General features: G+C 61.0%; 17 protein-coding genes and 1 tRNA gene. 4 read left to right on the top strand and 14 right to left on the bottom strand.

The window, feature by feature from the left end:
• The first annotated feature begins 179 nt into the window (after nt 1-179).
• Nucleotides 180-1,133: a helix-turn-helix transcriptional regulator gene (locus AC0L8G_RS19230; protein WP_473385793.1), complete on the top strand. Its 954-nt coding sequence runs from the start codon at nt 180-182 to the stop codon at nt 1,131-1,133.
• On the opposite strand, the gene AC0L8G_RS19235 is transcribed toward AC0L8G_RS19230, so the two are convergent.
• Complete coding sequence (locus tag AC0L8G_RS19235; RefSeq protein WP_473385794.1) at nt 1,086-1,574, bottom strand: anthrone oxygenase family protein; 489 nt, start codon at nt 1,572-1,574, stop codon at nt 1,086-1,088. The two genes, AC0L8G_RS19230 and AC0L8G_RS19235, sit on opposite strands and share 48 nt — an antisense overlap.
• Before the next feature lie 37 nt (nt 1,575-1,611).
• Nucleotides 1,612-2,196: an NAD(P)H-dependent oxidoreductase gene (locus tag AC0L8G_RS19240; protein ID WP_473385795.1), complete on the bottom strand. Its 585-nt coding sequence runs from the start codon at nt 2,194-2,196 to the stop codon at nt 1,612-1,614.
• A gap of 62 nt (nt 2,197-2,258) precedes the next feature.
• Between AC0L8G_RS19240 and AC0L8G_RS19245 the strand changes: the two genes are divergently transcribed.
• Nucleotides 2,259-2,858 carry a TetR/AcrR family transcriptional regulator gene (locus tag AC0L8G_RS19245; protein ID WP_473385796.1) on the top strand — a complete coding sequence of 200 codons (600 nt, stop codon included), beginning with the start codon at nt 2,259-2,261 and terminating at the stop codon, nt 2,856-2,858.
• On the opposite strand, the gene AC0L8G_RS19250 is transcribed toward AC0L8G_RS19245, so the two are convergent.
• The 3 genes from AC0L8G_RS19250 to AC0L8G_RS19260 all read right to left on the bottom strand — a co-directional run bounded on the left by AC0L8G_RS19250 (nt 2,855) and on the right by AC0L8G_RS19260 (nt 5,628).
• The gene (locus AC0L8G_RS19250) at nt 2,855-3,487 is read right to left on the bottom strand and encodes a hypothetical protein (RefSeq protein ID WP_473385797.1); all 633 of its coding nucleotides are present in this window, start codon (nt 3,485-3,487) and stop codon (nt 2,855-2,857) included. The two genes, AC0L8G_RS19245 and AC0L8G_RS19250, sit on opposite strands and share 4 nt — an antisense overlap.
• Entirely contained in the window at nt 3,484-4,182 is a 699-nt protein-coding gene (locus tag AC0L8G_RS19255) for an AAA family ATPase (protein WP_473388915.1), read from the bottom strand. Before AC0L8G_RS19255 ends, AC0L8G_RS19250 begins: the two co-directional genes overlap by 4 nt.
• Before the next feature lie 225 nt (nt 4,183-4,407).
• Entirely contained in the window at nt 4,408-5,628 is a 1,221-nt protein-coding gene (locus tag AC0L8G_RS19260) for a DUF2336 domain-containing protein (RefSeq protein WP_473385798.1), read from the bottom strand.
• Between the two features lie 163 nt (nt 5,629-5,791).
• On the opposite strand from AC0L8G_RS19260, the gene AC0L8G_RS19265 reads away from it, so the two are divergent.
• Complete coding sequence (locus tag AC0L8G_RS19265; protein WP_473385799.1) at nt 5,792-6,133, top strand: hypothetical protein; 342 nt, start codon at nt 5,792-5,794, stop codon at nt 6,131-6,133.
• A gap of 112 nt (nt 6,134-6,245) precedes the next feature.
• On the opposite strand, the gene AC0L8G_RS19270 is transcribed toward AC0L8G_RS19265, so the two are convergent.
• The 9 genes from AC0L8G_RS19270 to AC0L8G_RS19310 form a co-directional block, all read right to left on the bottom strand.
• On the bottom strand, nt 6,246-7,820 hold the full coding sequence (locus AC0L8G_RS19270) for a hypothetical protein (RefSeq protein ID WP_473385800.1): 1,575 nt from the start codon (nt 7,818-7,820) through the stop codon (nt 6,246-6,248).
• Nucleotides 7,821-7,896: 76 nt separating this feature from the next.
• On the bottom strand, nt 7,897-8,499 hold the full coding sequence (locus AC0L8G_RS19275; protein ID WP_473385801.1) for an energy transducer TonB: 603 nt from the start codon (nt 8,497-8,499) through the stop codon (nt 7,897-7,899).
• A gap of 12 nt (nt 8,500-8,511) precedes the next feature.
• Nucleotides 8,512-8,919, bottom strand: a complete 408-nt coding sequence (locus AC0L8G_RS19280; protein ID WP_473385802.1) for an ExbD/TolR family protein — start codon at nt 8,917-8,919, stop codon at nt 8,512-8,514.
• A gap of 61 nt (nt 8,920-8,980) precedes the next feature.
• The gene (locus AC0L8G_RS19285; RefSeq protein WP_473385803.1) at nt 8,981-9,400 is read right to left on the bottom strand and encodes an ExbD/TolR family protein; all 420 of its coding nucleotides are present in this window, start codon (nt 9,398-9,400) and stop codon (nt 8,981-8,983) included.
• Nucleotides 9,401-9,404: 4 nt separating this feature from the next.
• Nucleotides 9,405-9,938, bottom strand: coding sequence for a MotA/TolQ/ExbB proton channel family protein (locus AC0L8G_RS19290; RefSeq protein WP_473385804.1), 534 nt, complete (start codon nt 9,936-9,938; stop codon nt 9,405-9,407).
• Nucleotides 9,939-9,985: 47 nt separating this feature from the next.
• Complete coding sequence (locus AC0L8G_RS19295; RefSeq protein WP_473385805.1) at nt 9,986-11,380, bottom strand: MotA/TolQ/ExbB proton channel family protein; 1,395 nt, start codon at nt 11,378-11,380, stop codon at nt 9,986-9,988.
• 32 nt (nt 11,381-11,412) lie between these two features.
• Nucleotides 11,413-12,177: a DUF3450 domain-containing protein gene (locus AC0L8G_RS19300; protein WP_473385806.1), complete on the bottom strand. Its 765-nt coding sequence runs from the start codon at nt 12,175-12,177 to the stop codon at nt 11,413-11,415.
• A gap of 140 nt (nt 12,178-12,317) precedes the next feature.
• Nucleotides 12,318-12,746, bottom strand: coding sequence for a hypothetical protein (locus AC0L8G_RS19305; RefSeq protein ID WP_473385807.1), 429 nt, complete (start codon nt 12,744-12,746; stop codon nt 12,318-12,320).
• Nucleotides 12,747-12,850: 104 nt separating this feature from the next.
• Nucleotides 12,851-12,926, bottom strand: a tRNA-Gln gene (locus tag AC0L8G_RS19310).
• Between the two features lie 224 nt (nt 12,927-13,150).
• Here AC0L8G_RS19310 and AC0L8G_RS19315 point away from each other — a divergent pair.
• The gene (locus AC0L8G_RS19315; RefSeq protein WP_473385808.1) at nt 13,151-14,089 is read left to right on the top strand and encodes a M23 family metallopeptidase; all 939 of its coding nucleotides are present in this window, start codon (nt 13,151-13,153) and stop codon (nt 14,087-14,089) included.
• Nucleotides 14,090-14,099: the final 10 nt, after the last annotated feature.

Here is a 14,099-nt window from a genome sequence, read left to right on the forward strand (position 1 = left end):
GTCCGCCGCACTGGCGCAATCTCGCAGATTCCGCGCAGAAATCAACGGATTGGCGTTCGAAAACGACCGGAGCCGGTGCGATTTACGCGCCCCCGCCCGCCGGTCAGCGCTCCGGACTGGCGCCCATCGCGATGAAAACCTAGGCTCTCCCTTCACGCCGCCCTGAAAGCAACGCCGTCATGCAATTGCTCAACGCCGCGCCCGCAACGAAAGCCGGCCTCGCCAGCCTCTACGCCGCGACGCCGCTCGACGGCATGGTGCATTCGGGACTGATGCATCGCGAACGCTTCGACATCGCCAGCGACTTCAAGGAGGACTGGTCCTGCGCAAGCATCAGTTGGGCCGCCGGCGGCGAAGAGGAATACCGGCTGCAAGGCGCGAAACCGCTAATGGTGCGTTCCGCCGGGGCGCTCACCCTCGCCCGCGGCGCCCGCTACGCCTATGCGGCGCGCGGCGAAAGGCGCTTCCGCTCCAACATGATCTCTTTCCCACACTGGATCACTGACGCGGCGGGAAAACCCGCGCTGGATGACGGAAAGCCCCTTGGCAGACGGCTCGATACGCGGCTGTTCCGGCCGGAGGCGGCGACGCAAGCGCTGATGGATGCGATCGCGCTTAGATGCCGCCGCGCCGAGGGCGATCATGATTGGTATGCGGAGCAATCAGCCCTGCTTTATGCGCGCCTGCTCGATGCGCAGGATGCGCGCGCCGCAGCAGTAGAGCGCATCGATGCGGTGAAGCCCGCAACCCGCGCCGAGCTCGCCCGCCGCGCCGGCGTCGCCCGGGAGATGATGCTGCAACGTTTTGACGAGCCGGGCCTGGCGCTTGGCGACATCGCCCGCGAAGCATGCCTGTCGCCGTTTCACCTTATTCGCGTGTTCAAATCAGTGACGGGCGCAACGCCGATGCAAAATCTCGCCATGATCCGCATGGAGGCGGGCATGCGGCTGCTGCAGGCGACAACGCTCGACATGCGCGCCATTGCAAAGGCTGTGGGCTATTCCGACCGCACCGCATTTTTCAAAGCCTTCCGCAAACATTTCGGGCTTGCGCCGTCATCGGTCGAACGCCCGGCAGGCCAGGGATCAGGCCAGGTGAAAACCGGCGACCAGAAAACACAGGCCCGCCGCTAAAGACCCAAGCGTGCGCACATGATTCCACCGGGTCCACTGCACGGCATATAACGCCCAATAAGACGCGGTTTCACTTGACCGCGCATCCATCTTGTCGAGGCGGTTATTCATCGGAACATTGCCGAGCATCGTCACCAGGAACACAAATCCCGCATAGATCACACCGCCGGCGATGATCAGCGCCGCCGCCGCGCCGTTCAGGAAGACATAGGCATAGACCGCAAAGGCGAGCGTGATGGGCGCAAGCCCCAGCAGCATCGGCAGAAAAACGGTGCGAAAGACTTTGCGATTGATCTGTTGCATGGCTTCGGCGCCGCTGGCGGGATGCGCCGCCGCCAGCGACTTCATCACAAAATCGGAAAACGCCTGAAACACGCCGGCGACAAGCACAGCACCGACACCCACAAACAGGCAGGCATAAGCGATCCAAAGATTTGTCATCTCATTTCTCCTTATTGTTGGTGGCGCGCCCGCAACATTACGCGGCCGCGTTCGCGCCCAAATGTTGCGCGCGTGCAAACCAGTTTTGAATCTTCTCCGGGCTGGCCATTTTCACGGAACCGAATTGCGCGATCACGCCCGGCTTGATGCCGACAAAGGCGAAGACCTGGTTCTTGATCACGCGGCGCGCGGGGCCGCCATAGAGCAGCGTGTCGAGCAGCGGCGGCGTGTCGGATGTGATGATCGCATCCGCAGACTTGCCGGCGAGCAGCTTGTCCCATTTCACGCCCTTGCGGTGATATTTGAACGCAAAGCCCGGGGTCAGCGCGCGGTCGAGCACCGCCTTCGCCTTGGTCGGCATCGCGCCCCACCAATAGGGATGCACGACGAAAATATGATCGGCCCAGGCCACCGCCTCCTGCCAGGCGACAAGATCCGGCTCCAGCGGCGCAGCGCCCTCGCCATAACCTTCAAATTCCGCCGCAAAATTCATGTCGGCGAGATCCATGCGGCGGACCTCTCCCCCGCTCGCCTCAACGCCCGCCTGATAAGCGTCGGCGAGGCCCTCATTCAATGTTCCTGATTTCGGGTGCGCCACCCAGATGAATACGCGTTTGGTCATTTTTCTCTCTCCTTGACACCATGTAAAGTTGACACGGCGTCAAGTAAGGCTATGTTGACACCATGTCAAGCACCGAAATGAACACAAAAGAAAAAATCATGACCGCCGCCTGGGACCTGCTTGAGGCGGGACCGGCGGAAAATGTGCGGATGAGCGACATCGCGAAAAAAGCCGGCGTCAGCCGCCAGGCGGTGTATCTGCATTTTCCGACCCGGGCGGAATTGCTGGTCGCCACGGCGCGCTATCTCGATGAGGTCAAGGAAATCGATGCGCGCCTCGCCGCCAGCCGCGCCGCAAGCAATGGCCGTGAACGCCTTGATGCGTTCATCGTCGCCTGGGGCGACTACATCCCGGAAATTTACGGCGTCGGCAAAGCCTTCATGGCGATGCAGGATACAGATGAAGCGGCCGCCGCCGCATGGCGCGACCGGATGATCGCCGTGCGCCATGGCTGCGAAGCGGCGGTGAAAGCGCTGAAAGCAGATGACGCGCTGTCGCCCACCCTGACGCAAAAACAGGCGACGGATCTATTGTGGACATTGCTGTCCGTCCGCAATTGGGAACAGCTCACCATCGACTGCGGATGGTCGCAAAAGCACTATATCAAGATGATGAAACGTCTCGCCGTTCAGGCGCTCTGCGCTGACGCAGTAGAGGGCTAGCCGCCGCGCTTGGCTTTCGCCTTGCTCATCAGCCGCTCGACTTCGCGCTGGATCGCATCGTCATCCGATGCCGACGGCACGTCATTGGCGTCAAGATAGCATTCAAGCGCATCGAGGATGATCGCCTGACAGGACATTTCGAGATCGCGGCTGGCGAGGCGCAAACGCACCAGATCGCGCGCCGGCATGCGCAGGGTGACAATCGCCTTGCGGGCGAGAAGACCGCTCGGCGCATCGGCGGACGCTTCGCGCGGACGCATGCGCGAAGCCGGGCGTCCCCCGGACAATGTCCAGTTGCTGGGCTCTGCGGTTGCAGCGCGGGCCTGCGGCGCCGATGACGGGTGCACCAGGCGCATATTCGGCGGACGCCTGGAGGCCTGTTGGGTTTCCTCGCGCATCCCCGGATTGGCGGGATACAGTTTTTCGATGGTCTCTTCGCCGATCGTGCTCGGCCCGCCGGGGCTATTGGCCGGCTTCATCGGACGCATGTCGATATCGACGCCCTCATGCGCCACCGCATCCACCGCCGGCAGCGCCTCACCCTTGCGGGCGAGCAGGCTCGACGTCAAAGACGCGTATCCGCCGCCGCCGCCAGAAGAGGAAGCGTTGTTTGGGGCGTATGCGTTCATTGCGCCGCCCTGCGCCCAAAGACGCGGTTGCTCGGCGCATTCATTCCGCCTTCTTCCTGGCGGTAGCCGCCATCAGCGCGTTGCAGGCGCTCATGGAGATAGGTCCACAGCGCGGAGACTTCCTGTGCGGACTGGCAGAAGGGATCGATTTCCATCACCGTGCGGCCGTCAATCATGGAGGCGGCGAAATCAACGCGGTGATGAACGGTGACGGGCGCCACGGTGCCGTGCTGCGAAAGCGCGACAGCCGCTTCCGAGGTGATGCGCGCGCGCTGGGTCGCGCCATTGACGACAAAGATCAGCGGCTTGCCGCGCGCTTCAGCGATATCGACCGTCGGGCCGACAGCGCGCAAATCATGCGGGCTCGGCCGGGTCGGCGCGACGACAATGTCAGCGAAACTCACGACTTCGGAAATCGCGCGGGTCACCGCCGGCGGCGTGTCGATGACAACCAGCCGGAAGCCCTCTTCGCGGGCGCTGTCGAGGTCGTAGAAAAGATTTGAAAAAACAGATTGAATGAACGCAGGCGTAGGCTCCTTGCGCACGTTCCACCACTTCGCCAGCGAGCCTTGCGGATCAGTGTCGATCAGCGCAACAGGACCTGCGCCCTGACGCTCCGCCTCCACCGCAATATGGCCGGACAAGGTGGTCTTGCCCGAGCCGCCCTTCTGCGATGCGAAAACAATAACGCGCATCGATGACAGCATGCTCCCTCCAGAAACGGTCACAGACATATGCCGCCGGCTGATCATGCACCGCGCGCGTTAACGCGTCGCGTGAAAGACAGTGACAATTTTCGCTAAATTTTACGGACTTTTATAATGCGCGAAAATCGGCGACCATAAAAACGCCAGCGGCAACCAAGATACGCATGGCCGCCACCGGCTTATCCCTGATACAGCAAAGCACTTAAACGAGGCTTAAGAGAACTCGGAAAGCTCGCCCAGATCGTTGATATTGATCTCTGACTGCAACAGCGCCATGAGCCGCGAAATATGGGCGATGCGCGGATTTGAATCCCAGTCCCAGTAACGCAGGACCGCGCGGGAAAAGTCTCGCGCCATGGAATCGAAAATCCCGAGCAGGTGATCGGCGCGCGCGACGCCCTCATCGCTTTCGGATGCGGCGATCAGGAAGTCATAAAAATCACCGCGCGCCACGCCGAGACTCTTGCACAGCACCGCGAAAGGCTCGCCGCCGGGATCGCGCAGAATGCGGCTCGAAAGATCGCGCGACACGCCGCCGATCATCGCCACCGCATCGATAATTTCCTGCGCCGGATATTTGCATGCCGCCGCCAAAGTGCGCCCCACCACATCCATCGACACCGGCTCGCCATTCACGCCGCGCGGGCGATGGCGGCGTTCCGACAGCACCAGAATATCTTTGACGACCGTGTCATTGTCGCCGCCACGGAACACCCGCGGATAAAGATCGGCGAGCGCGTCCTGCACGACGCTGCGGTCGAGTGCGAAACGGGTGAGAATGCGGCGGCGGCGCTCTGCATCGACCCACCAGAACATCATGAAGCCATGCGCCGGTTCGAGTTCGCGGCGGCGCAGCAGCAAGGATTGAACGTCTTTATTGGTGGAGGAAAGCGCGACCACCTTGTTCACCGCATTAGGCGACAAGGTGCATTCCTCGCGCTTCAAGATCAGCTTGATCACATCGATCTCGTCATAGGCGAGACAGGCGTCCGCAATCGCCGAGGTCAGATCGAGACGGCGCGCAATCATCATCCGGTGCGCCATTGTGCCGTCACGCGCCGCTTCGATCAGCAACGCCTCAGGCAGGGATTCCGCAGTGGACGCGACTTTTTCAGCGACCGAGGCATCGTCCATCAACAACATGCGCACCAGCGCCGGCGGGCATTCAGCAACCCGCGCAATGCGCTGGGCGACTTCCATGCGGATCGGTTTTTCAATTTTGTCGAGAACATGCAGCAAGATATCGGCGACCAGCGCGCGCTCATTCGACGACACCTTGCCCGATGGCAGCACCACAATGTCGGTCAATTTGCGCACCATAAGCGTGCGCACGGACGGGCCAGACGCCGTCAGGGGCGTCAGCATGGTCTCCGCATCCGGCTGCGGCCCGGTGGGCGCGGGCCGGATCTCTTCGTCGGCGTCGTATTCATTCATAGCGCGCGACTTCGCCTTTTCGTTGAATGCCTGCGATCTCCGCGGAACCGTTGTAGCCGGAACACCGTTAACGGGGGATTTCACTTTTAGGAGCGGTTTTCCAAGACCTGAGCCTTTCGCGATGCTAGGCTGCCCCGCGTAGTTTCAAGGACGCAAAGCTCCCGTGACCTCACCTCATTTCTCGATTTCGCGCCGTTTTCCGGCGACTTCCGCATCCGGCTGCGCCGGGCTGGCCGCCGCATTGCTGGCGGCTGGATGCGCTTCTTCCGGCAATCTGGCCGAGCTTAGAGAATCGCCAGGCTTTTCAGCCGGTTATGGCGATGGCTGCGCCACGGCGACGGAGGAGGACAAGAGCTTCTCAACCCGCCAGACCCGCGATTCCCATGCTTTTGCGAATGACGAGGCCTACCGGGCCGGCTGGCGCCAAGGCTATCTGGAATGCTCCAACCAAACGCCGGAAGCCAGCGATGGCGGGCGCATTCTCGGCGAGCGCAACGAATATTAGCCGCCGGGCCGCGCGCGCAGCGCCGGCATCGCCCGGACCGCACGATAAAATCAGACAATAAAAAAGGCGGCTCGCATGAGCCGCCTTTTTGTTAAGGAGCGTAAACGCCCGCTTATTCTTCGGTTGCTTCTTCCGCTTCTTCGGCCTCTTCAGCCGGCGCTTCTTCGGCGGCGGCGGCCGGCTTGTTGCGGCTCGGACGGCCCTGCGCCACCAGTGCGGCGCATTCGGCGCGGCGCGCTTCTTCGCGGGCGATATCAGCCGGATCAGGCGACCGGTTCTGCAGATCGCGGATGCGCTGGTCACGCTCGAAGCGGCCAATATCATCCTCGCAAAGCGCGATGTTCTGATCATAGTCGAGGCCGAGACCGGTCCAGTAAGTGTCGACGACCGCATCAATATAAGTGATCCAGTCGCGGGCGCGCCCGGCAGATGTGCGGTAGTTCTGTGCACGGACAAAAGCCGCACGGGCGCTGGCCCAGCGAGCCGTGTCCGACGGGCCGGCCTGACTGAAGCGGGCCGTGCCGAGCAACAACCAGGCGTCGCCGGTGTCCTTGGCTTCCATGCCGCCGCGGTTCAGCGCGCTTTCCAGCGCTCTTTGCGAGGCTGCATATTGTTCGTCTGCGAGCAGCACCATGCCGAGGCGATAGAAGAGTTCGCCATTATCGGCCGCTTGCGCCGCTTCGCGCAGGATCGGGATCGATTTTTTGTGTTCGCGCGACTGGCTCCAGAGCTGCGACAGAAGGATGAGGTTCTTCTGCACGCGCTTGATGTTGCCGGCGTTCATTTCACGCTCAAGCAGCACCGCGCCGCGATAAGGATTGTCGAAGAAGGAATAATACTGAATCAGCGTCAGCAATTCATTTTCGGATTGGATCAGACCGGCGCGATAAGCGACTTCCAGCACGGAGAACGCGTCGCGGTCCTTGCCCATGACGGAATAGGCGCCGGAAAGCTGCGTCCAGTAGCTTTTGTCGCCTGGCCAGTTATTGACCATTTGCTCCAGCAGCGGCGCGCGCTTTGCGTTTTCGTTGAGCTCTGAATAGATGAGGTTCAACAGATCGTAATAGCCTTTGCGCGGCTCGGCGCCCTGACCGGCGATCGCCTGCTCGGCCGGACCGACCGCAGCGCGGTAATTCGGCGGAGAAATCTGGGTGTATGCTGCGGCCAACAGATAATAGGCGTTGGGGTCGACCGCGACGCCGCAAGTGCGGGCCAACTGGATCCACTGGTTAAGGCCGGTGATCGCGGTCTGATATTGCTCAAGCTGGAAGTTCAGCTGGGCGATGAAGTAACGCAGCTGATTGTTCCGCGCCGGCGGCAGACCATTGGTGTTCAGCGCTGTCTGAAGATCGGAAAGCGCGCCGCGATAATCGTCGAGATTGATTTTAACGTTGGCGCGAAGTTCGTAGATCGTCGATTTGTCATACGCCTTCATGCCGTCGCCGCGGCTGGCGAGGAGATTGTTGAAGCCGGTCAACGCCGCCGAGAACTGATCCGTCTGCATCAGTTCATAAAGCTTCTGGATCTCCTGGCCGACACGGGGGTCAAGCGTCTTGGAGGCGCCGCCTTCTTCTGCGTCACACTGAGCGGGCTGCGCCAGCGCAGCAGTCGGCGCAGCCGCTGTCATCAGCGCGGCGACTGCCGATGCGGCGGCCGTCAAACAAAACTTACGATAGTTCCCACGCATTTTTTTCATCCTGCCGTCTCGAACCCTGATTTGAAGCAGTCTCAACGCCCGGCTCTACATGAGCCGGACAGGCGGCTTAGTCATCTGCCAAATTAAACGTAATCACCGTCTGCACGCCGCGACGCCATTCCGGCGTATTGTCGACGATCTTCGGCTGGTATTTCCAGCGCTCAACCGAGCGCTCCGCAGCGCGGTTAAGACAGCTATTGGAGCTCTCAACCGTCTGGATGTTTGTGGTCTGACCGTCCGGCGTCACGTCGAACTGGACCAGCACGGATTCAGAAGAACTCGCGCGCGACATGCAGCGTTCGGGATATTGCGGCGGAATCCGCACCAGAGGCTGCGCGTCACGGTCCGGGTTGAAGCCCGAGCCGATGGAAAGGTTTGGATTGATATCCGGGATCTGCGCGCGCACGCCGTCAAGCGCCGGGCGGTTTGACGGGTCGTTCACCGCTGGCGGCGGCGGCGGCGGCGCATCGAGCGTCGGCCGCTTGAATTCACGATTCGAGGCGTTGAGATCGGTGTCGTCAAGCTGCTGGGTGATCTTGATGTTGACGGAGTCTTTTTCTTCTTCGAGGCGCAGATCAGAATGGATCATCGCCGCCATGAAGAGAAACAGACCGCCCGTCACGATAATCGCGCCCGGCACGCCCAAAATCAAACGAACTAGTGAGCCCATGCTCAGCTCTCCTTAAACGTCTTCAGTGGACACGGCGACATCAGTCAGGCCGGTCGCGCGAATCTGGGTGACGACTTCCACGAGAAGCCGGGTCTTCGATTTCGCATCAGCCTGAACGACAGCGGTCCCTTTAGGATTTTCACGACGCAACTGTTCGACGATGGCTTTCACTTCCTGAAGCTCGACTTTTTCCTTGTTGATCCAGATTTCGTCTTCATCGGAGATCGCAACAATGATCGAGGCGAGCTTGCGCTCTTCCGCAGAGACCGCGCCCGGACGATTGATCTCGACGCCCGGCTCTTTCACGAATGTCGACGTCACGATGAAAAAGATCAGCATGATAAAGACGATGTCGAGAAGCGGCGTCACGTTGACGTCTTCTTCTTCGCCCGCCGATTGAGATAAACTCCGTCTCGCCATATTTCTATCCGCCTACAAACTTTATCTGGACGATTGCGCGGGGGCTAAAGGCCCGCGCCGGCTAGTTGGTTTCTTTCTGAAGCGCCAGAGACACTTTGCCTCTCGCGCCGCCATCTTGCGCCTGATCCATCACCGCGACTGCAACGCCCGATTCAGAATCCGGGGCCGCACTGACCAGGACAACGCCCTGGGGCTCGCGCGCGACGAATTCCTGCACCACCGGTTTCACCGAAGCCGGGTCAATGACGCGCACATTGTTGACGCGTACAAAGCCGTCTTTCTGCACCGCCAGAAGCAAGGCGGGCGGCGGCACTGTCACCTCATCCGGCGGGGTGTCTTCCGGCGTGCGGACATCGATGCCCTGTTCGCGCAGGAAGGTCGCCGTGACGATGAAGAAGATCAGGAGAATGAAGACGATGTCGAGCAGCGGCGTAATGTTTACGTCTGCTTCTTCGCCTGCATGGGTTGCCTTTTTTCTCATCGGCCTACTCGATCAACAGTTCGTCAGAAATCTGACCGGATGCTTTTTTCACATTGGCGTCGAAAGCATTGATGAAGATGAGCCCCGACAGGGACGCCACCAGACCCGCCATGGTCGGAATGGTCGCCTTGGAGATGCCGGCGGCCATCAGGCGGGCGTTGGAGGAGCCGGTCACGGCCATAACGTCAAACACTTCGACCATGCCGGTCACCGTGCCGAGCAGACCCAGCAGCGGCGTCACCGCAACCAGCGCCCGGATGACGTTGTTGAAGCGCGACGCTTCCTGCACCGTCTCCGAAACCAGACGCTCACGAATGGCGTGCGCATACCAGGACTTGTGGTCGCTGCGCGCGCCCCAGGCCCGATGGGCCCGCTTGGCGACGCCCGAATGGGCGCCAGACCAGTACATCAGACGTTCAATGATCAGCGCCCACATAAAGAAGGTGACCACCATGATCGCGACAAGAACGTTGCCGCCGGCGCCCAGAAAATCCATGAGCGCATTGAAAGCGATCTGAGGGTTCCAAAACTCGAGCATTTCTCGAAGGCCCCTTTCCCTAAACCGGGTTTACGAGGACCGGGCGCTTACGCCCGGCCGCCTTCTGCATGTTCAGCGATAATGCCAGCAGCCTGCTCTTCCAGGATCTGCGACACGCGCTTGGAAGCGCCCGAAGCAAATGCGTGGAGGAGAAGCAGCGGGATCGCCGCGACAAGACCGAGAACCGTGGTGACCAGCGCTTCGGAGATACCCGAGGCCATGATCTGCGGATCGCCCGTGCCGAACAGCGTGATCGCCTGGAAGGTGTTGATCATGCCGATAACCGTACCCAGAAGGCCGAGCAGCGGCGCGACAGCAGCAAGCACCTTGATCAGGTTCAGGCCGCCTTCGAGCTTCGGCAGTTCCTTCAGGATGGCGTCGTCAAGTTTCAGCGCCACAGTCTCGACATCGTTCGAGGTCGTGTTTTCGTAAGCCAGCATGACGCGGCCCAGCGGGTTCGCCTTGGAGGCTTTCTTGCGGCGGACCTGGCTGCGCACGGCGCCGGCGGTCATGGTCAGCGTGACCCATTTGTAGACGCCGAGGATGACGCCCAAAGCGGCGGCGACGAGAATGACCTTACCGATGAAGCGGCCTTGATCGATCCGTTCACTGAGGGTCGGCGTTTCGACGACGAGGCCGAGCAGCGTGCCGAGCGACGGGTCGATGGCGCCGCGGACGAAGCCGTCGCCGGAAGCGTTTTCAACGCGGCTGGCTGCCCCGGTGATGTCGCCGGAAGGCTGGCGCGGCAGGAACTGCAGCACGTTGCCGAGTTGCGGCGCTTCATCAAGCGACTTGTATGTCAGATACTTGCCGCCGGAGAACGCGACGAACGGACCGATGCGGGTGATTTCAGCTTCACTCGACGTGCCGTCTGCGAGAACGATGTTCGACGGGAAGGTGACCGTTTTGCCTTGCTCGGCCATCTGCTGGATCATGATTTCCCAGAGATCGCGAAGCTGGTCTTCGGTCGGCAGTTTTTCAGTTTGCGCAAGCTCTTTCAGCGTCGCGCCGCGGCCAGAGAACTGAGCCGAGATAATGGAGCGTTCAACTTGTGCGTTGAGGTCGGCGGCGGCGGTGCGCGCGGCGCCGAAGAGTTCCTGGAATTCGCCCTGTTTCGAAGCAAGTTCGGAGTCGAGCTCGGCGATCGCCGCTTTGTTGGCTTCCATCACGCCTTCAAGACGGGTGGATTCCGCAGCAGCCGCAGCCACCTGCGCTTTAACCTGCGCGAGCAAGGCGCTCTGCTGGTTGCGCTCGGCGCGAAAGCGATCGAGGCGCTGTTTGTTTTCCTGGCTGACATCGCGGCGCTCAGCGCGCACGGCGCCCAGCACCTGATCCAGCGTGACCTGGGCGTTCGCAGAAGCAAAGCCGCCCGATGTGAAATCCATGCTCGCCGCAGCAACGCCAGCGATCAGGGAAAGAGAAGCAAGTTTGAAGAGTTTCATTACCTGTAATTCCTTATGACCCGTTAGCGCCGTTACTGTGCCGCAACCGGCGGTTTCACCGGTGCAAAGAAGATGTCCGGAGCGGTCTGCTCTTTGGCCATGCGGAGCGCGTATTTCACGTCTTGCAGGTAAGAGCGGTTGAGATTGGTCCAGTCACCCGCTGTCGTGTCGTAGATCAGCAGTGTTGAATCATCCGGCGTTTTGAACATCAGCGCGATGCGGCCGACCTGGAGGAATTCACCGGTCAGTTCCTGACCTTCGAAATTCACCGTGCCTTCATAACCGGCGATGGTGCGGCCATATTCGCCTTCGATCTGATAGCCTTCGACGATCAGACGGTAACGCTGCGCCGCTGACATGTCCGGATCGGCGAGGACGCCGTTGAGGCGAGCGACGCGCGCATTGCGCTCTGTCGATTTGAAAGGAATGTCGGCGTCAACCAGTTCGCCGAAGCGCGCCACCATGTCTTCCATCAAAGGCTGCATCGCGCGCTGCAGACCTTCGACATTGTCGATGTCGTCGCGAAGCCGCTGGATCTGACGCTCTTGCGCGTCGATGTTGCGGGTAAGCGACGCATTATAACGACGCGCCGCTTCGAGCTGTTTCAGGTTCGCGCGGTAATCATTGAGCAGTGACGCTGTCTGATCATCGAGCTGATCGATCTGCTGCTGCGCCGTTGCGGTTTCACGCGCCGTCGCCTCGCTTTCCTGCAGCGCCGAGCGAAACTGCGCCTGCGCCGGAGCGCCCAACACAGCTAGCACCGCGGCCGCTGAACCCAAAATCGCTAAACTTTTCATAAATGCCTCACCTACCGGATTGTTGCGGCTGATAGAAACGGCGCCATGCCTAAATGGATTAGGGCCGCGAACCTGTGGCGCGCTATTGCGCCGATGTGTAACGCTTGTGCGCGCTTCGAAAACCTTTGGAAAGATGCTCTTCACCCAGAACGTCCCCTATTTCCCCCACAAAACAAAAATAGCAATCGTATATTTGGCGCAGAATTGCAACGACGTTTTGATGAAGACTCAAACGCCAGCCCTTTTGCGCCGTCACAGACGATTACTGCAAGATTCGTGTCACCGTGTTCGTGTAACCCTGTTTCGCGCGCGCGGCGCAATCGCTTCCAGCCCCCGTTGCTGTCAGCGCCACCTACACACCCCGTTAGTTTGTAACAAGACTTGGCGGCGCTGGCAATCACCGCATTTGCGTAAAATCTCACCTCCACAAAGGCAATATGCCAAAAACGCCGCCTGCGGGGATTGACTTGCTGTAATATGTGTGGCGGCCACGCGATCTGCTGCGCGCCGCGCTGACGCCTGCGCAAAACAACGATGAATGAAGGATAAACAAACGGTTCGCCGATCATTAACCATCGCCGCGCGCCAGACCGGCGCAACCGCGATGCATATCGCTACATTGCGCGCCTGAAAGTCTGCATGATTGAACGAAACATCTCCGCATGCGCGAGAGTGGCTGGGGCGCCAGGATTCTGAACCTGGGAATGTCGATACCAAAAACCGATGCCTTACCGCTTGGCGACGCCCCAACGCCGCCGGACGCTTCCGCGACCGGCGAGCGGGCGAGATAGCGCTTTCGCCGCCCGCTTGCAATGGGCGCCGCAGCGAAATTTCCCGCGAAAACAGCATCTCTTGAACATCGCCCCGTATGGGCGATTTGTCGCCGCCGGGCCCGGGGTTTATAAGCAATGGGCTGATCAGGCGGCGCGTCGGCGCGCGGCGCGGCGGCGGAAACCGCAAGGGGGCGGCGAAGATGGCGATTATTATAGCGTCTTTCATGCCGGCGGTCATTGGCCTCCTGTTTTCGATCTGGCTGGCGAGCGGCGCCTACCGGGTGCTGTTTTCGGTTCGCGGCCCGGTGAGCGACGCACTGGTTTTCCTCAGCCTCGCCGCGATCCTCTGCGCTGTGCTGATTGTCGCGCCATGGCCCTTCAGCTCCCTGTGGCTGCGCTATGGCGTCGCCGGCCTGCTCGCCATCGCGGCGATCCGATTCGCTTTCAGCTTCTGGCGCACGCCGTCTGCGCCCGCCAATATGGCGGCGCGTCTGTCACAAGGCTTTATTGTGTTGCTGGGCGCGGTCTTTGGCGCTGCGGCGGCGCTCGGCCTTGGCGGCTATCGCCTCAGCGCCGGCGCCGCGCCGGTGGATCTCGCCTTCCCGCTGCAAGGACATGCTTTCGTCATCGGCCAGGGCGGCGCATCGGTCGCGATCAATTACCATAACGCCTATCGCCCGCAGGCTTACGCGCTCGACATTCTGGCGATGAATTCCCTCGGCCGCCGGACCACAAATCTCCTCCCCGCCGCGAATGAAGATTATGTGATCTGGAATGCGCAGATCGTCAGCCCTTGCGACGGCGAGATTGTGTTTGCGCGCGACGGCGCGGCGGATGCGCGCGGCGCGCAAAGCGAGCGCGCGGCGCCGGCGGGCAATATGGTCGCGATCTCCTGCAAGGGCGTCACCGTGCTGCTCGCGCATATGCGCCAGGGCTCGGTCGCAGTCGCCGCCGGGGACAAGGTTAAGACCGGCGATCCCCTTGGCCGGGTCGGCAATTCCGGCAACACCACCGAACCGCATCTGCATATCCATGCCGAGCGCGGCGAATTTCAGGGCGAAAAATCCGCCAATCCCGGCGCGCCGATCACCTTTGACGGCCGGTTTCTGGTCAGGAACGACATGGTGCGGGCGAAGTAATTTTCGCCAC

This window comes from Hyphococcus sp. D3-15 (assembly GCF_055809375.1).